Raw genomic sequence first — 16699 nt, 5'->3', positions numbered from 1 at the left:
CCATAAACGGGGTCGGCCGTGATCAGGATTCTGTTTACCTGCCTGCTGGCAGCGCTTGTCGCAGGCTGCACCGGATCGCAGCGACCCCAGGCAGACCAGGCCGAAATCGTGGCCCGGTCCTATCGGGACCCCGGCCCATCCACCCTGACACTTTACACAATGATCAGCACCCGGACCGGTTCGGGCGCGCACACGTCGCTGATGATCAGCGGCAGTGAACGGGTGATATTCGACCCTGCGGGTTCATTCCGTGCCGATGTGGTGCCGATCAGGGATGATGTGCTGTATGGGATCACGCCCAATGTTGAACGCGCCTATCGCAGCAGCCACGCGCGCGAGACGCATTATGCGCGCATTCAGACAATAGAAGTCTCTCCCCAACAGGCCGAGATCGCCCTGCAACTGGCCAAGCAGATGGGCCCTGTGCCCGGGGCGTATTGCGCCAATTCGACTGCACGGCTGTTGCAGCAGGTGCCGGGATTCGAGGGCATTACCACCACCTTTTACCCCGTCAAACTGTCCGAGCAATTCGGTCAGATTCCGGGAGTTGCGACCTCTGAGTACCGCGAGAACGACGATGCCGACCTGCAAAAGGGGCTGGCGGCGAACAATGCCCGGCTGAACCAGCTGGATGCGGGCCTAACCCAATAGATACAGCAGACCGTACAGGGTCGCGGCACCCGTGAAGATGGCGGCGATTACGTTCTTGGTGATAACTCCGACCGACAGGGCAACCGCCGCCGCAGCCATACGCGGCACGTCGGGTTGACCTTCGGTCGCGGTCGGCCACACCACCAGCGGCGCGATAAGAGCCGGAATGATGGCCACAGCGGTATACCGCAGATGCCGCAGCAGCCAGGGCGGCATCGGCCGGTCCCCGACAAGACCGATGAAGGTGAATCGCAGGGCAAAGCTGCCGATGGCGAGGCCGACGATGACGATCCACATGGTTGTCGGGTCGATCTGGGTCATGTCTTTCTCCGCTCCAGCATCAGCTCGGCCTGCGCCCCGGCCACCATCCCCGCCGCTCCGGCAATCAACAGCCCCAGATTGAACGGCACTGCGACGGTCAGCAGGGCGACAACGATTGCGACAAAGGCCGCGATCACATGCGCCAGCGTGCGCATCATCGGGCCGATCATGGCCAGAAAGGTAATCGGCAGCGCAAAGTCCAGCGCCCAGCTTTCGGGGATCTGCGCCCCCAGCACCGCCCCCAGATAGGTTGCCAGAATCCAAAGCGGCGTGATCGGTGTGACCGAGCCGAAGAAATAAGACATGCGCTGCGGAACGGTCATCTTCGGCTCTTTTTCGAACTGGACGATCCCGCAAGCATAGGATTGATCAACCGTCAGATAAGCCGCACAGGCTCTTTGCCATATCGGTGCGGCGCCCAGATAAGGCGTCAGCGAGGCTGAATACATCGCCACCCGCAGGTTCACCGCCAGCGCTGAGGCCAGCACGATCGCCGTGGGGGTGTTGTCCTGCAACAGTTGCAGCGCGGTGAACTGCGCCGCCCCCGCAAAGACGGTTGCGGAAAAAGCAATGGTCTGGACGATGTCCAGCCCCGCCTCGGTCGCGAAAACGCCAAAGAGCGTACCGAAAGGGATCGCCACGAAGATGAACGGGGTTCCGTCCCGAAAACCCTTCCAGAAGTATGACTTGGATGTGGTGTCTGCCATGGCTAGATCCTATGGTGTCGGCAGCAGCAGTAGCGGTCTTGGGAAAGGGTTGCAATTGGCCACGAAACCGGACGTATCGGATTACATCATCGCCCCGGATCCCGGCGCGGCACGGCTGACCCGCGCGGTCGAGGGCGTGGATCAGAACGGTGAAGTCAGCCGGATCTCGGTGGTCGAGGAGCGGCCGCTTACGATTTTCCTGAACGCTCAGGAAATCGTGACGGCGATGACCATCGGCGATTATCCCGAATATCTGGCGCTGGGTTTTCTGCGCAACCAGGGCATGCTGCGCGATGACGACGCGATCACCGGGGTCGATTACGATGACGATCTGGAAACCGTGGTGGTGCGCACTGCGCGCGAGACGTCTTATGAGGACAAGCTGAAGAAAAAGACCCGCACCAGCGGCTGCGCCGTGGGCACCGTGTTCGGCGACATGATGGAGGGGCTGGAAGGCGTGCGCCTGCCGCAGGTCACGGTCCGTACCTCATGGCTTTATGACCTTGCGGCCAGGATCAATCGCACCCCGTCGCTCTATCTTGAAGCCGGGGCGATCCATGGCACTGTTCTGTGTCACCAAAACCGCCCGCTGGTCTACATGGAGGATGTGGGCCGCCACAACGCGGTGGACAAGATCGCCGGCTGGATGCTGTCCGAGCGGGTCGGGGCCGGGGACAAGATCCTCTACACCACCGGGCGGCTGACATCCGAGATGGTGATCAAGACGGCGATGATGGGCATCCCGGTGCTGGCGTCACGCTCGGGCTTCACCGCCTGGGGTGTCGAGATCGCGCGCGAGGTTGGCCTGACGCTGATCGGCCGCATGCGCGGGCAACGCTTCGTCTGCCTCTCGGGCGAAGACCGGCTGGTACGGGATGTGGACCCGGCGACGGTGCCGGTTGAAGACAAGAAACATCGCAGGAAGAGTGCGGGATGATTTTGGAAACCCTCAAAATCTTTGGGCTATTCGTATTGGCTGCTGCTATTCTGCCGCTTTGTTTTTTAGCGCTTCGAGACTTCGCGCGCAGCAAACGGGCCGTCATTGACGGGATGGCGCAACTGGATGCTGCAACGCTCCGTCAACTGGGCTGGATGCCGAGGGGCTATATAGCTTTGTTTGATTTGCGTGGTCCCGTTCGGTCGGGTTGGCAGGCTTGGGGACTGATGTCGCAACAGCAAAACGCTGCGCTTCAGCGGGTCCTGTTGCATGGCTTGCCGAAATTCGTCGAGATACCCGACGAAACCAGAAGATCGGCTCTCAGGTACCGGTGCTATTTATCAGCTTTCACTCTGTTTGCGGTGGCTTGTCTTGTACCACCACTCATCGGTTTAAGCCGCTCGATTGCAGAGTTTACTGGGACGACGGCAGCCACTTGGGGCGTTCTGTTCTGCTTCGGTATTGGTTCCTTGATCATTTTGCCGGCAGATAAATTCAGAAAATGGCCGGAAATCGAGGAAAGCGCATGACCCGCCCTCTTGGCACGATCCTCGCCGGCGGTCTCTCCACCCGGATGGGCGGCGGCGACAAGGGGCTGCTGCAGATTGGTGAACAAAGCTTGCTATCCCATGTGATCGACCGTCTCACCCCGCAGGTCGATGGGCTGGCGCTGAACGCCAATGGCGACCCAAAGCGATTCGCCGACCTGAACCTGCCCATCTTACCTGATACCATCGAAGGATATGCTGGGCCTCTGGCAGGTGTTCTGGCCGGGCTCGACTGGGCGGCGGAACAGGGGGGCGAGACTATTGTTACTGCCGCTGCGGACACGCCGTTCTTTCCTCGTGATCTGGTCACGCGTCTGGTTGACGCCGCCGAAGGGCAGACCCATCCACTGGTGCTGGCCACTACTCCGCGCACGGGGGCGGAGTTGAAATCGGGCGGCAGGGTCAACCGACACCCGACCTTCGGCCTCTGGCCCGTCGCGCTGCGCGACGATCTGCGGGAAGCGCTGAACGGCGGGCTGCGCAAGGTGGTGCTTTGGACCGACAGGCACGGTGGGCGCGAGGCGCTGTTTCCGGCGGAACCGTTCGACCCGTTCTTCAACGTCAACACGCCCGACGATCTGGCGCGGGCGCAGAAGCTGCTGGAGCAGGCATGAGGGTCTACGGCGTCACCGGCTGGAAGAACGCAGGCAAGACCGGTCTGGTCGAACGGCTGGTGACCGAGATCGCCGGGCGCGGGTTCACTGTCTCGACCGTCAAACATGCCCATCACGGGGTCGATGTCGACCAGCCGGGTACAGACAGCTATCGTCACCGAATGGCCGGCGCGTCCGAGGTGCTGCTGGCCTCGGGCCAGCGCGTGGCCCTGATGCAGGAGTTGCGCGGCGCGCCCGAGCCGTCGCTTGCGCAGTTGCTGGCGCGTCTTTCCCCCGTTGATCTGGTTTTGGTTGAGGGGTTCAAACGCGCTGACCACCTTAAGATCGAGGCATTTCGCGCCGGGGCCGGAAACCCTTTGATCGCGCCGGACAACAAATCGGTCCGCGCAGTGGCCAGCGACACGCCGATGGATCTGACCCTTCCGGTCTTCGATCTGGACGACACCGCCGCCATCGCGGATTTCATTCTGCAGGAGGTCGGATTATGACCAAACCGGACATCGCGCCGCCGCCCCTGCGCAACGATTGTTTTGCCTTGCCTGCCGGGGTGAACTGGACGCCTGTGGATGACGCGCTGGCGCTGTTGCGGAACCGTCTGGCGGTGGTTGCACCCGTTGAAATCGCTGCGGTGATGCAGGCGGACGACCGAATTCTTGCCAAGGATATCCTCGCGCGGCGATCCAATCCGCCGCAGGCGAATACGGCGGTGGATGGGTACGGGTTCGCCGGACAGGCCCCGGAGGGTGCACAGGTGATGCCCTTGCATGAGGGGCGGGCGGCGGCAGGGATCCCGTTCGACGGTGTGGTGCCTGCCGGGTATGCCCTGCGCGTTCTGACCGGCGCTGCGCTGCCAACCGGCGTCGACACGGTCATACTGGAAGAGGACGTGACCAAGCGGGATGGGCATATAGCCTTTCACGGCCCGCTGAAACAGGGGGCCAACACCCGCCGCGCGGGCGAGGATGTGGCCGAGGGCGATCTGGTTCTGCCCGCCGGGCGCAGGCTGACACCGGCAGATCTTGCCCTGCTTTCGGCGACAGGGATCGCCGAAGTCCCGGTGCGCAGGGTGCTGCGCGTCGCCGTGCTGTCAACCGGGGACGAGCTGGTCGAACCCGGGAACCCCGCGGGGCCGGGGCAGATTTATGACGCCAACCGCCCGATGCTGTTGTCGCTGGTACGCCGAATGGGGTTCTGGCCGGTGGATATGGGCCGCGTGGGCGATGACTGCGAAGACTTGCGTGACCGGTTGAACCGTGCGGCGGAACAGGCGGATGTGATCCTGACCAGCGGCGGCGCTTCGGCCGGGGACGAGGACCATGTTTCGGCATTGTTGCGGCAGGCCGGCGCGATGCAGGAATGGCGGATTGCCCTGAAACCCGGGCGGCCGCTGGCGCTGGGCCTGTGGGATGGTAAGCCGGTCTTCGGTCTGCCCGGAAACCCGGTGGCGGCGCTGGTGTGCACGCTGATCTTTGGCCGTCCCGCGCTGGGCCTGCTGGCCGGGGAGGGATGGCAGACACCGCAGGGCTTCGACCTGCCTGCCGCGTTTGAAAAACGCAAGAAACCCGGTCGCCGCGAATATCTGCGCGCCCGTATCCGCGATGGCAGGGCCGAGGTGTTTGCCTCGGAAGGGTCGGGCCGGATCAGCGGTCTCAGCTGGGCCGAAGGGCTGGTTGAGATCGAGGACGGCGCCCGCCATATAAGGCCGGGCGACATGGTCCGGTTCCTGCCCTACGGCAGTTTCGGGATTTAGTCGAAAGTCCCGGCAACGCGACCCAGCAGCATGAAAGCCCGCGCCGTGCGGGTGTCGCCCAATGCGGTCAGGTCGGCGTCGCTGGCCCCGGATTCAAACTCGACAATCATGTGATCGAAGCGGCGCAGGAAGTGATGCGCGGCGTCGCGGAAGATCGGGTCCTGCTTCATCCTGGCCGCGGTCAATGCCAGGGACGAGCGATCGCGGATTCCGCCAAGCGCCGCGACCGCCCGGCCCCGCGCGCCCTGCGCGAATTGCCGCCAGATCTCGGGGCGGGCCATGTCCGGGCGCAGGTCATCCATATAGATGCCTTCCTGGCTGAGCAGGGTCAGAACATCCTGCGAGGCCTGAACCAGCTGCGCGGTCTTGCGGTCTTTCAGGGCCAGGCGCAGGGCGTTGAACCCCTCGGCGTCATCCTGCGTTTCGGGAAAGTTCAGCGCGCGGATGAAGACACCGGTACTCAGCGGCGGGGCGATGTCTTCGGCCGGGGTGCCCAGTTCCAGCAGAGTCTGGTCGCCGGTTCTCTTCTGCGCCGCGTTGCGGGCGGGTTCGGTGCGCTTCGTGGAAAATGTGGCCAGCGCGTTTTCGGTCTTTTTCGCGGCTTCGGCGATTTCGTCCAGCTTCTTGCTGACGGCCGGTTCTGAGGCGCTGGCCGCGCGCTGTTGCTGGATGACATAGGCCTGCCGGATTGCGTCAATCGCGGTCTGCAGACGTTCGCTTTCTTCGCGCATGATCCGGCTGGCGCGCATGGCGGTGGCGGCAACCCAGATCATTGCCACCGGCATGAAGACCGCCAGCAGCGTGACGATGAACCCGCCACCGTCAACATTATCCGGCAGGACCAGAAAGACGACAGATACCACCAGCCAGATCAGGCTGAGCGCAACCGCGGCGATCTCAATCCCGGTCACCGACGGCCGCGCAGGCTTGTCGTAAATGCCCAGCGACGTCGGTCGCTCGGTTTCCGGCTCTGGCGTACGCTCGGACATGGGAAACGCTCCGGTCAGGCGTATTCGATGCTCAGGACTTCATAGGACCGCACGCCGCCGGGGGTGCGCACCTCGACACTGTCGCCTTCGTCCTTACCGATCAGGGCGCGGGCGATGGGCGATTTGATGTTGAGCAGGCCATTTTCGATATTGGCCTCATATTCCCCGACGATCTGCCAGGTCTTTTCCTCATCCGTGTCTTCATCGACCAGCGTGACCCTGGCGCCGAACTTGATCGCTCCGGACAGTTTGGCCGGGTCGATCACGTCGGCCAGCGACAGGATACCTTCCAGTTCCTTGATGCGGCCCTCGATAAAACCCTGCTTTTCGCGCGCCGAGTGGTATTCGGCGTTTTCCTTCAGGTCGCCAAGTTCCCGCGCCGAAGCGATGGCTTCGATGATGGCCGGGCGTTCAACGGATTTCAGGTTCTTCAGCTCTGCCTCAAGCGAGGCATTGCCCGCAGGCGTCATTGGAATCTTTTCCATATTCTTGTCGTCCACGCATAAATTGATGCGCCCCGCCGCATGGGACAGCGTCGGGGCGATTGATGGGTTGGCAAATACCTGACCCAAATGAGGCGTGAATTGCAAGAGGGCTTGGCCGCGTAACGCGCGGATTACGGCCTAGTCGTAACTGATCACTTCAAATTCGATGCCATTGTCATCGTCAAAGTAGAACCGCTTACCCGGTTCGTAATCCGCGTGCGACTTGGGCGTGAACCCAGCCTTGATCACTTTCTCTTCGGTGGCGTCAATGTCTTCGACCAGAACGCCCACATGGTTCAACCCGCCGACGATGTCATAACTGCTTTCACCGGATGGCTTCGGGTTACTTGGGGCGTACAGCGCCAGATAGGTATGCGCGCTGCCCACATGCACTGTGTACCCCCCGGCGATGGCCGGACCTTCCCAGCGGGTTTTCCAGCCAAAGACCTTTTGCATCCAGGCCGCCGACGCCTTGGGGTCGCGGACCGTGAAATTGGTGTGTTCAAGTGTTGCCATCATGGGATCTCCTTTTCTGATTTGAGGCTTGTCCCGACTCACCGTAATTTCTAAACCTAACTTTAGGTCAAGAGATTATTTACGAGGTGAACATGGCGGTATCCGAGGGGCTGGCAATTGGCGCTCTGGCCCGGCGCACCGGGCTGGCAGTGTCAGCCATCCGGTATTATGAGGCGCAGGGTTTGATCGCGCCCTGGCGCAACGCTGGCGGGCAGCGGCGGTATCAGCGCGCGGATATCCGGCGTCTGAGCTTCATCATGATCGCCCAGCAATTCGGTCTGTCCCTGCCGGAAATCCGCGATGTCCTTTCGGGTCTGCCGGGAAACCGGACCCCAACGCCGCAGGACTGGCGGAACATCAGCGTCGGGTTGCGGGCGCATCTGGATCAGCGAATCGAAACCCTGACACGGTTGCGCGACAATCTGGACGGCTGCATCGGCTGCGGTTGCCTGAGCCTGCCGAAATGCGCGCTATACAACCCCGACGACCGGGCTAAATCCAAGGGAAGCGGTCCCAGATACCTGATGGGCGACGCTCCGGACAGCTGATTTGCCGCATTGCGGCGTAGTTACGCCGTGTTTCGATTGACCAAGGTCTTTGTGACCATGTAATCAGCCGTGAAACAATATTGCGCCGACCGCATGAAGAAAGCGCCAATTCGGAAAGTTAGCTAAGGAGCCCGCGATGGCCGAGATTGAACGCGAAGCGATGGAATATGACGTGGTGATCGTGGGCGCAGGCCCCGCGGGCCTGTCAGCGGCCATCCGTCTGAAACAGCTGAATGCCGACCTGAACGTCGTTGTTCTGGAAAAGGGCTCGGAAGTGGGTGCGCATATCCTGTCTGGCGCGGTGCTGGATCCTTGCGGGCTGGACGCGCTGATCCCGGACTGGAAGGAAAAGGGCGCGCCACTGAACACGCCGGTCAACGAAGACAACTTCTTTATGCTGGGTGAGGCCGGTAAAATCCGCATCCCCAACTTCCCGATGCCGCCGCTGATGAACAACCACGGCAATTACATCGTCTCGATGGGCAATGTCTGCCGCTGGATGGCAGAACAGGCCGAAGAACTGGGCGTGGAAATCTTCCCCGGCATGGCATGTTCGGAACTGGTCTATGGCGACAATGGCGAGGTCAAGGGCGTGGTTGCCGGTGTCTTTGGCCTGGAACCGGATGGTTCCTACGGTCCGCAGACCGAACCGGGGATGGAACTGCACGGTAAATACGTCTTCCTGTCGGAAGGCGTGCGCGGTTCGCTGTCCAAGGAAGTGATCGCCAAATACGACCTGTCCGCCGGGAAAGAGCCGCAGAAATACGGCGTCGGCATGAAAGAGATCTGGGAGATCGACCCGGCCAAGCACAAGGAAGGCAGTGTCACCCACACGATGGGCTGGCCGCTGGGAAGCAACGCGGGCGGTGGGTCCTTCATCTATCATCTTGAAAACAATCAGGTCTATGTCGGCTTCGTGGTTCACCTGAACTACAAGAACCCGCACCTGTATCCTTACATGGAATTCCAGCGCTTCAAGCATCACCCGATGGTGGCCGATCTGCTGAAAGGCGGCAAGCGCGTGGCTTACGGCGCGCGTGCGATCACCGAGGGTGGTCTTCAGTCGATGCCCAAGCTTGTCGCACCCGGCGTGGCGTTGCTGGGCTGCTCGGCAGGCATGGTCAACGTGCCGCGCATCAAGGGCAACCACAACGCCATGCTGTCAGGCAAGGCTGCGGCTGAGGCCGCCTATGACGCCATCAAGGCCGACCGTTCGGGCGACGAGCTGACCACCTATGAGACCGATGTGCGCGAAGGCGCAATCGGCGACGATCTGAAAAAGGTGCGCAACGTCAAGCCGCTGTGGTCGAAATACGGCCTGACCGCAAGCCTCGTGCTGGGCGGCATGGACATGTGGACCAACACGCTGGGCTTCTCGTTGCTGGGCACCATGGGCCACGGCAAAAACGATGCCGAAGCGACGGAAGACGCCAGCAAGCACAAGCCTATCGACTATCCCAAACCCGATGGCACACTGTCCTTCGATCGCCTGACCAATGTGTCCTTTGCGATGACCAATCACGAAGAAAGCCAGCCCTGCCATCTGAAGCTGACCGACCCGGATATCCCGGTAAAGGTCAACCTGCCGAAGTTCGATGAACCGGCGCAGCGCTATTGCCCGGCCGGCGTGTACGAGATGGTCGAAGATGAAGACGGTCCGCGATTCGTCATCAACTTCCAGAACTGCGTCCACTGCAAGACCTGCGACATCAAGGATCCCAGCCAGAATATCACCTGGACCACGCCGCAGGGCGGGGATGGGCCGAACTATCCCAACATGTAAGCAAAAACACGGGCAGTGGCAGGGTCGTGAAGGCTCTGCCATTGCCTCTTTCTGCCCGAAGCCCTAGCTTGTTCTGCAGTCAACAATAGCAGGGCAGTTTTCTGGTGGCTTCTCTTGTTCGTCGCGCGGCATTAGCTGTGCTGTTCACATCGTCTGTTGCGCTTCCGCTTCATGCGGATACCGGGTCCGGTGCCTACCTGGCCGGACGTCAGGCAATTTACCAGAACGACTATCGCGCGGCCGAAGGATATTATGCGCAGGCGTTGCGTGCCGATCCCGAAAACAACAAGCTGCTGGAAAGCGTCGTTGTTGCCCGGCTGTCGCTGGGGGATGTGCAGCGGGCCTTGCCGGTGGCGCAGGCCATCGAGGAACTGGGCCTGCCGAGTCAGGCCGCGAAGATGGTGATCGCCGCCAATCTGATCGCAGAAGGCAAGCTGGATGACCTGCTTGCCCGCGACCCGGAATCGCAGGGCGTCGGGCCGCTGGTCGATGGGCTGATGCTGGCATGGGCGCATATGGGTCAGGGTGCCATGACCAGCGCGATGGAACGGTTCGACGATGTTGCCACCCAGGAAGGTTTGCGGGAATTCTCGCTTTACCACAAGGCGCTGGCCTTGGCGTCTGTCGGGGATTTCGAAGGCGCCGAAGCGATCTTTGCTGCCAATGACGACGCCGTTGCCCGGTTTTCCCGCCGCGCGGCCCTGGCCCGGACCGAGGTTCTGTCGCAACTGGACCGAAACGACGATGCGCTGCAATTTCTGGAAAACGTATTTGCCGCAGGCAGCGATCCGACGATTGAGGGCTATGTTGCCCGACTGACCGCTGGTGAAACCCTGCCCTTTACCCATGTCGGGTCTGCGCAGGATGGTATGGCCGAAGTGTTCTTTTCCGTTGGCGCAGCGCTGAGCAGCGAAGCGGCACAGAGTTACGTTCTGCTTTACGCCCGTATCGCGGCGTTCCTGCGTCCGGACCACGTTGATGCGATCCTGCTGAGCGCCGAGTTGCTGGAAGAGCTGGAGCAGTATGATCTGGCGGTTGAGGCTTATCGCAAAGTACCGGCCACCAGCAGCGATTATCACGCCGCTGAACTGGGCCGTGCCGAGGTCCTGAGCCGGTCGGGCAAAAAGGACGCCGCGGCAGAGGTATTGCAGACGCTGGCCAGTCAGAACCCGGATCTGCCCAGCGTCCATGTCGCGCTGGCTGATCTGCAGCGCCAGGAAGAGGATTATTCGGACGCCGTCCTTTCGTATGACAGGGCGATCGAGTTGAACGAGCGCAGTTCGTCTGGGAACTGGTTCCTGCATTATGCGCGCGGCATCTCGCATGAACGGCTCAAAAACTGGGAACTGGCCGAGGCTGATTTCCGCCGCGCGCTGGAGCTGAACCCCGATCAGCCGCAGGTGCTGAACTATCTGGGCTATTCGCTGGTCGAACGGCGCGAAAAGCTGGATGAAGCGCTGGACATGATCGAACGCGCCGTCGCGGCCCGTCCGGACAGCGGCTATATCGTGGACAGTCTGGGGTGGGTGCTGTTCCGTCTGGGCCGGTATGACGAGGCGGTCGCTCATATGGAGCGCGCTGTCGAGCTGATGCCGGTCGATCCGGTGGTCAACGACCATCTGGGCGATGTTTACTGGGCCGTGGGCCGGGCGCGCGAAGCGGAGTTCCAGTGGAAACGCGCCCTGTCGTTCATCGACCCCGAAGATACCGACGGCGAGGCAGATCCCGACCGCATCCGCCGCAAGCTGGAGATCGGACTGGACGCCGTTCTGGCGGAAGAAGGGGCCGAACCCCTGAAGGTTGCCAATGAAGGTTGAGGCTTTCGCGCCCGCCAAGATCAACCTGACACTGCATGTCACCGGTCGGCGGGCCTACGGGTATCACCTGCTGGATTCCCTGGTGGTATTTGCGGATGTCGGTGACCGGCTGGAATTCACGTCGGGCTCTGAATTATCGATGACCGTTTCCGGTGAACATGCGGGGGGCGTACCCGCAGACAACCGAAACCTCGTCTGGAAGGCCGCAGAGGCCGCCGGATGGACCGGGCATATCAATCTGGACAAGGTGTTGCCCCACGGCGGCGGTATCGGCGGCGGGTCGTCTGACGCCGCCGCAACGCTCCGCATGGCTGCGGATCAGGGGGCGGATGTTGTGCACGGCGCGGCGCTGTCTCTGGGCGCTGATGTGCCGGTTTGTATGGCGGCAAAAGCAACTCGTATGCGCGGGATCGGCGAGCAGCTGGAGCCGGTCAGCCTGCCGTCATTGCCCGCCTTGCTGGTCAATCCCGGTGTCGAAGTGCCCACAGGCGCGGTCTTTGCTGCCCTGAAGCGGTGCGATAACCCTCCGATGCCCACGCATCTTCCGGTGTTCGACACGCCCCTCGCGTGCGCCGAGTGGCTGAAGCAACAGCGCAACGATCTGGAACCGCCGACCAAGGGGCTCGCGCCAGAAGTCACGCGCGTACTGGATGAGTTGTCTGGGACCAAAGAGGTTCTGCTGGCCCGCATGTCGGGCTCAGGATCGACTTGTTTCGCGCTCTATCCAACGATGAAGGCCGCCCATTTTGCGGCCTATGAGATCGGCGCAGCGCATCCCGGCTGGTGGTGCCGCGCGACGCAGCTCAATTGAGGCGAGAGACCACGTAATCTGCCAGATCGCGCAACAGAGTGCGGATTTCATGATCGGGCAGCGCCTCAAGCGACGCCTTGGCTTTTGCAGCCCAGCCGAAGGCGTCCGACCGCGTGGCGTCAAAGGTTCCGTATCTGGTCATCAACTCTAGCGCGTGTTCCAGATCGCCGTCTTCCTGGCGGCCCCGGCCGATTGTACGCTCCCAGAACGCGTGCTCTTCCGGTGTCGCCCGCGCCACCGCCTTGATCACCGGCAGGGTCAGTTTGCGTTCGCGGAAGTCATCGCCGATGTTCTTGCCGGTTGCCTTGCTGTCGCCCTGATAATCCAACAGGTCATCGGCAATCTGGAACGCGATGCCAAGGGCGTCGCCGTAATCGAACAGCGCTTTGACCTGTTCCTCCGAGGCGCCGGCGATCACGCCGCCGACTTCGGTGGCGGCCGAAAACAGGGCTGCGGTCTTGCCGCGCACGACCTGCAGGTAAATCGCCTCGTTGGTGCTCAGATCGGTGGCCGCGGTCATTTGCAGCACCTCACCTTCGGCAATCGTGGCCGAGGCATTGGCCAGAATATCCAGCACCCGCAGCGATTCGGTCTCGACCATCAACTGGAAGCTGCGCGAAAACAGGTAATCGCCCACCAGAACGCTGGATTTATTGTCCCACAGCAGGTTGGCCGTTGGCCGCCCGCGGCGCTGGGCACTTTCATCCACCACGTCGTCATGCAGCAGGGTCGCGGTATGAATAAACTCGACCGTCGCGGCCAGACGCACATGATGGTCGCCCGGGTAATCGAACAGCCGCGCCGCCGCCAGCGTCAGCATCGGGCGCAGGCGTTTGCCGCCTGCTTCGACCAGATGCGCCGTTACTTCGGGAATGCGTGGCGCGTGGTCCGACGCCATGCGGGTGCGGATCAGCGTGTTGACCGCGTCCATTTCACCGGCCAGAAGCTCTGCCAGTCGTTCATGCGGTTTCGAGATTGTGCCGATTTCCATCACACCCCTGATACAAGGCTCGACTTCCGGCGCACCTTGCCCTTACATCCTTGCTCATGAAAGAACTATTGCGCAGCACCGATCCGACGATCCTGGCCTTTGCAACCGCCCTTCTTGAAGGCGAGGATATAGACTGCTTTCAGATGGACGTAAATATGAGCATCCTCGAAGGCGGCATCGGAATCTTCCCGCGCAGGTTGATGGTGCGGACCGACGACCTGATCCGCGCGGAACGGGTGATGCGGGATAACGACATTCCGCTGGGCAGATGAATTCGTTTTCTGATAGCGACCTGACCTGCAACGATTTTCTTGGAGGTCGCGTGCGCCTGTTGCAACCCCGGTCAGGTTATCGCGCCGGAGTGGACCCGGTGTTGCTGGCGGCATCGGTACCGGCGACACGTGGTCACACCGTGCTGGAACTGGGCTGCGGGGCGGGGGCCGCGATCCTGTGCTTGATGGCGCGCGTTCCCGGATTGCGTGCGGCGGGGGTCGAATTGCAGGCCCCCTATGCCGATCTGGCGCGCCGGAATGCAGCCGCAAACGAGGCCCCGCTCGAGGTCATCGAGGCCGATCTGACCGCCCTGCCGGCCGATCTGAAGCAGCGACAATTCGATCACGTCATCGCGAACCCCCCCTATTACCGCGCCGGCGCCCACAGCCCGGCCCGTGACAGGGGGCGCAGTGTCGCGCTGAGCGAACACACATCCATGGACGCGTGGTTCGACACTGCGGCCAAACGTCTCGCGCCGCGCGGCTATCTGCATATGATCCAAAAGGCCGACCGTCTGCCCGACATGATTACGGCCTGTTCCGAACAGTTGGGATCGGTCGAGGTTCTGCCCCTTGCTGCCCGGGTCGGGCGCAAGGCCGAACTGGTGATTTTGCGCGCCAGAAAGGGCGGGCGGGCGGCGTTTCAGCTGCATGCACCGCTGATTTTGCACGCCGGAGATCGTCACGAAAAAGACGGTGAAAGCTATACGCAGCAGGTTTCGTCCGTATTGCGAGCCGGGGCCGCGCTGTGCGGGTTTTTCAACCAATAGGCATTAACCAGCCGAAATTGTCGGATTTATGTCAGATTCTGTGCGTCTGCAGCGTGACAGGGTGGAAACGATGTGGTCAAATTCTTACGTGAAACTCAGTCACCAACAAAGGAGTATCGCCATGAGCGTGAGCGCACATCTGACCGAACTGAAGAAAAAGCACGAATCTCTCGGTCTTGAAGTTGAAGAAGCCCAACGCTCGCCAGGCATCGATGATCTCCATATCGCTCAACTCAAAAAACAAAAACTCAAGCTGAAGGAAGAGATCGAGCGCCTGTCAAACTAACGGCTCATACTGGCCCGCGCGGCGATGGCCGCGCCGCCTGTGATCAACACGGCCGCGATCGCCAGACCCCAGGACGGAACGGCGATCCCGGCCACAACCAATGCCAGCGTCGACAACAAGGGTGCCGCATAGGACGCCGTGCCCAAAATCTGAATGTCGCCCTGTTTCACCCCGATATCCCAGACATAAAACGCCAACCCCACCGGCCCCAACCCCAGGGCGGCGACCGAGGCCCAGCCAAAGGCGCTGTTGGGCCAGACGGTATCTTCAACCGCCAGATGCAGCAGGGCCGAGGCCACAGCCGACGCAATACAGAAGACAGCGACCGAACTGGTTGGCGTATCCCCCAGCCGTCGCGACAAAACAGAATACCCTGACCACGTCAGCGCACACAGCAGCGCCAGCGCATAGCCCGGAAGGTGATCGGCCTGAAACCCGGCGCTGCCGCCGCCGCCGATAATCACGGCAGCACCTGCAAATCCCAGACACGCGCCGAACATGTGACCGATCCGCAGACGTTCACCCGGTAGCAGCCCGGAAAACAGCACGATCAGCAGCGGCCACAGATAGGCGATCAAACCGGCCTGCGCCGCCGGTGCCATGCGCAGGGCCGAGAAATACAGCGCGTGATAACCAAACAAGCCAACGGTGCCAAACAAATAGGTGGCCCAGCGCACCGCGCGCAACTGGCGCAGACCGCCGCTCGCCCAGGTCCAGACCAGCCCCAGTGCGCCGCCGATCGAAAAGCAGATCGCGTTCAGCAACAGGGGCGGCGTCGGTGCCGATCCCACGGTAAACAGGGCCAGCAGGGACCACAACAGAACCGCGACGAAGCCGATCGCCGTTGCGCGGGGCCGTGTCATGGGGCAGGGACCTCTTCCACCGGGATGATCCTGAATTCGTCCGAGATATGCGCGGTCTTTTCGATCTCGGCCATGAACCAGTCGCGGAACGCAGCGATCTGGGGCCGCTTCTCGGCACCGGGCAGGCACAGAAATCGAAAACGCCCCTTGGTTTCGATGGCGACCTTGAAAGGTGCAACCAGACGCCCTTCGGTCAGGTCCTTGATGATCATCGCGCGCCGGCCCAGCACCACCCCGACCCCCGCCACGGCAGCATCAATCGCGTGATCCGCGTTCGAGAAATGCGCGCCATGCGTGGGGGTGAAATCGACCCCGACGGCGCGAAACCATGTCGGCCAGTCGCTGGGCGGCTGCAAAAACGCAATCGAGTCATCAAAGATCAGAGGCGCATGCCTCAGACTGTCGGGTGTCGGAAACTGTTCCGCAAGGTCCGGGGTCATCACCGGGGTCAGCCATTCCCTGCGAACGGGCAGGGAATATAGCCCGTCATCCGGCCCGTATCCGAACCGGATGGCGACATCCACATCATCGCGTTCCAGATCCATGTTCCGCAACGTGGCCGAGAATTTCAGGTCGATCTCGGGGTATGCCCGCGCAAACTCGTAAAGGCGCGGAGCCAGCCACTTGGCCGTCAGCGCAGGCCCAGCAGTGACGGTCAGGCTGGTGTCGTTGCCCTGCCGCCGTGCGGCCTGCCACGCGCCCTGCAATGCCGCAAAGCCCTCGGCCGCCCCGGGAGCCAGGGCGCGGCCCGCTTCGGTCAGTTCCACCGCCCGGTTCAAGCGGTGAAAAAGGGGACGGCCCAGATGTTCCTCCAGCGACTTGATCTGAAAGGACAGCGCGGCCGGGGTCACGTGCAATTCCTCTGCCGCCCGCGCAAAGGACATATGGCGCGCGGCTGCGTCAAAGGCGCGCAAAGCGGTCAGGGGCGGAAGGTAGTCGCTCATTTATACACAAGAAATTCTTAACTGAGTCCCAAAGAATGCTCGTTTGTCGGCTTAAGAAATAAGACACATATTGGAGACAAGTCAAACAAAGCTGAA

The 16699-nt window shown here is 61.8% G+C and carries 21 protein-coding genes; 13 read left to right on the top strand and 8 right to left on the bottom strand.

The features are described 5' to 3' along the window. Positions 1-18 precede the first annotated feature (18 nt). Positions 19-651: a hypothetical protein gene (locus ACR0D8_RS16545; protein WP_480648134.1), complete on the top strand. Its 633-nt coding sequence runs from the start codon at positions 19-21 to the stop codon at positions 649-651. Here the strand turns inward: ACR0D8_RS16545 and ACR0D8_RS16540 are convergent. Together ACR0D8_RS16540 and ACR0D8_RS16535 are read right to left on the bottom strand one after the other, a co-directional pair. Further along, complete coding sequence (locus tag ACR0D8_RS16540) at positions 640-972, bottom strand: AzlD domain-containing protein (protein WP_480648132.1); 333 nt, start codon at positions 970-972, stop codon at positions 640-642. The genes ACR0D8_RS16545 and ACR0D8_RS16540 overlap by 12 nt on opposite strands. Beyond that, entirely contained in the window at positions 969-1679 is a 711-nt protein-coding gene (locus ACR0D8_RS16535; protein ID WP_475154731.1) for an AzlC family ABC transporter permease, read from the bottom strand. Before ACR0D8_RS16535 ends, ACR0D8_RS16540 begins: the two co-directional genes overlap by 4 nt. A 49-nt stretch (positions 1680-1728) precedes the next feature. On the opposite strand from ACR0D8_RS16535, the gene ACR0D8_RS16530 reads away from it, so the two are divergent. From ACR0D8_RS16530 to ACR0D8_RS16510, 5 genes are read left to right on the top strand one after another with little or no spacing between them, the layout of a single operon-like run. Further along, positions 1729-2616, top strand: a complete 888-nt coding sequence (locus ACR0D8_RS16530) for a formate dehydrogenase accessory sulfurtransferase FdhD (protein WP_480648271.1) — start codon at positions 1729-1731, stop codon at positions 2614-2616. After that, positions 2613-3146, top strand: a complete 534-nt coding sequence (locus ACR0D8_RS16525) for a hypothetical protein (protein WP_480648130.1) — start codon at positions 2613-2615, stop codon at positions 3144-3146. Before ACR0D8_RS16530 ends, ACR0D8_RS16525 begins: the two co-directional genes overlap by 4 nt. Further along, the gene (mobA, locus tag ACR0D8_RS16520) at positions 3143-3778 is read left to right on the top strand and encodes a molybdenum cofactor guanylyltransferase MobA (protein WP_480648128.1); all 636 of its coding nucleotides are present in this window, start codon (positions 3143-3145) and stop codon (positions 3776-3778) included. Before ACR0D8_RS16525 ends, mobA begins: the two co-directional genes overlap by 4 nt. Continuing rightward, on the top strand, positions 3775-4266 hold the full coding sequence (mobB, locus tag ACR0D8_RS16515) for a molybdopterin-guanine dinucleotide biosynthesis protein B (protein WP_480648126.1): 492 nt from the start codon (positions 3775-3777) through the stop codon (positions 4264-4266). The genes mobA and mobB overlap by 4 nt, the downstream gene beginning before the upstream one ends. After that, positions 4263-5528, top strand: coding sequence for a molybdopterin-binding protein (locus tag ACR0D8_RS16510; RefSeq protein ID WP_480648124.1), 1266 nt, complete (start codon positions 4263-4265; stop codon positions 5526-5528). Before mobB ends, ACR0D8_RS16510 begins: the two co-directional genes overlap by 4 nt. Here ACR0D8_RS16510 and ACR0D8_RS16505 read toward each other — a convergent pair. The 3 genes from ACR0D8_RS16505 to ACR0D8_RS16495 all read right to left on the bottom strand — a co-directional run bounded on the left by ACR0D8_RS16505 (position 5525) and on the right by ACR0D8_RS16495 (position 7521). Further along, complete coding sequence (locus tag ACR0D8_RS16505) at positions 5525-6517, bottom strand: hypothetical protein (protein ID WP_480648123.1); 993 nt, start codon at positions 6515-6517, stop codon at positions 5525-5527. The two genes, ACR0D8_RS16510 and ACR0D8_RS16505, sit on opposite strands and share 4 nt — an antisense overlap. A 14-nt stretch (positions 6518-6531) precedes the next feature. After that, positions 6532-7002 (bottom strand): transcription elongation factor GreA, encoded by a 471-nt coding sequence (gene greA / locus ACR0D8_RS16500; RefSeq protein ID WP_475154708.1) that lies wholly within the window; start codon positions 7000-7002, stop codon positions 6532-6534. Between the two features lie 138 nt (positions 7003-7140). Continuing rightward, complete coding sequence (locus tag ACR0D8_RS16495) at positions 7141-7521, bottom strand: VOC family protein (RefSeq protein ID WP_475154702.1); 381 nt, start codon at positions 7519-7521, stop codon at positions 7141-7143. 89 nt (positions 7522-7610) lie between these two features. Between ACR0D8_RS16495 and soxR the strand changes: the two genes are divergently transcribed. The 4 genes from soxR (at position 7611) to ACR0D8_RS16475 (ending at position 12477) form a co-directional block, all read left to right on the top strand. Continuing rightward, positions 7611-8066 carry a redox-sensitive transcriptional activator SoxR gene (gene soxR, locus ACR0D8_RS16490; protein WP_475154699.1) on the top strand — a complete coding sequence of 152 codons (456 nt, stop codon included), beginning with the start codon at positions 7611-7613 and terminating at the stop codon, positions 8064-8066. 136 nt (positions 8067-8202) lie between these two features. Continuing rightward, the gene (locus tag ACR0D8_RS16485; protein WP_480648120.1) at positions 8203-9849 is read left to right on the top strand and encodes an electron transfer flavoprotein-ubiquinone oxidoreductase; all 1647 of its coding nucleotides are present in this window, start codon (positions 8203-8205) and stop codon (positions 9847-9849) included. A 104-nt stretch (positions 9850-9953) separates the two neighbouring features. Continuing rightward, on the top strand, positions 9954-11666 hold the full coding sequence (locus ACR0D8_RS16480) for a tetratricopeptide repeat protein (RefSeq protein WP_480648118.1): 1713 nt from the start codon (positions 9954-9956) through the stop codon (positions 11664-11666). Continuing rightward, positions 11656-12477, top strand: a complete 822-nt coding sequence (locus ACR0D8_RS16475; RefSeq protein ID WP_480648116.1) for a 4-(cytidine 5'-diphospho)-2-C-methyl-D-erythritol kinase — start codon at positions 11656-11658, stop codon at positions 12475-12477. Before ACR0D8_RS16480 ends, ACR0D8_RS16475 begins: the two co-directional genes overlap by 11 nt. On the opposite strand, the gene ACR0D8_RS16470 is transcribed toward ACR0D8_RS16475, so the two are convergent. Continuing rightward, positions 12470-13468, bottom strand: coding sequence for a polyprenyl synthetase family protein (locus ACR0D8_RS16470; RefSeq protein WP_475154685.1), 999 nt, complete (start codon positions 13466-13468; stop codon positions 12470-12472). The two genes, ACR0D8_RS16475 and ACR0D8_RS16470, sit on opposite strands and share 8 nt — an antisense overlap. 56 nt (positions 13469-13524) lie before the next feature. On the opposite strand from ACR0D8_RS16470, the gene ACR0D8_RS16465 reads away from it, so the two are divergent. From ACR0D8_RS16465 to ACR0D8_RS16455, 3 genes are all read left to right on the top strand, one after another. Beyond that, on the top strand, positions 13525-13740 hold the full coding sequence (locus ACR0D8_RS16465; RefSeq protein WP_475154682.1) for a putative signal transducing protein: 216 nt from the start codon (positions 13525-13527) through the stop codon (positions 13738-13740). Further along, entirely contained in the window at positions 13737-14510 is a 774-nt protein-coding gene (locus ACR0D8_RS16460; RefSeq protein ID WP_480648114.1) for a tRNA1(Val) (adenine(37)-N6)-methyltransferase, read from the top strand. The genes ACR0D8_RS16465 and ACR0D8_RS16460 overlap by 4 nt, the downstream gene beginning before the upstream one ends. 121 nt (positions 14511-14631) lie before the next feature. Continuing rightward, positions 14632-14796, top strand: a complete 165-nt coding sequence (locus ACR0D8_RS16455; RefSeq protein WP_475154672.1) for a YdcH family protein — start codon at positions 14632-14634, stop codon at positions 14794-14796. On the opposite strand, the gene yddG is transcribed toward ACR0D8_RS16455, so the two are convergent. Continuing rightward, positions 14793-15659 (bottom strand): aromatic amino acid exporter YddG, encoded by an 867-nt coding sequence (gene yddG / locus ACR0D8_RS16450; RefSeq protein WP_480648111.1) that lies wholly within the window; start codon positions 15657-15659, stop codon positions 14793-14795. The two genes, ACR0D8_RS16455 and yddG, sit on opposite strands and share 4 nt — an antisense overlap. Beyond that, positions 15656-16603 carry a transcriptional regulator GcvA gene (locus ACR0D8_RS16445; RefSeq protein ID WP_480648109.1) on the bottom strand — a complete coding sequence of 316 codons (948 nt, stop codon included), beginning with the start codon at positions 16601-16603 and terminating at the stop codon, positions 15656-15658. Before ACR0D8_RS16445 ends, yddG begins: the two co-directional genes overlap by 4 nt. Between the last annotated feature and the right edge of the window lie 96 nt (positions 16604-16699).

The sequence above is a fragment of the Ruegeria sp. BG10 genome, from assembly GCF_056538575.1.
Note: the sequence above shows the minus strand (reverse complement) of the source record. Positions and strands in the feature narration are given on the sequence as shown.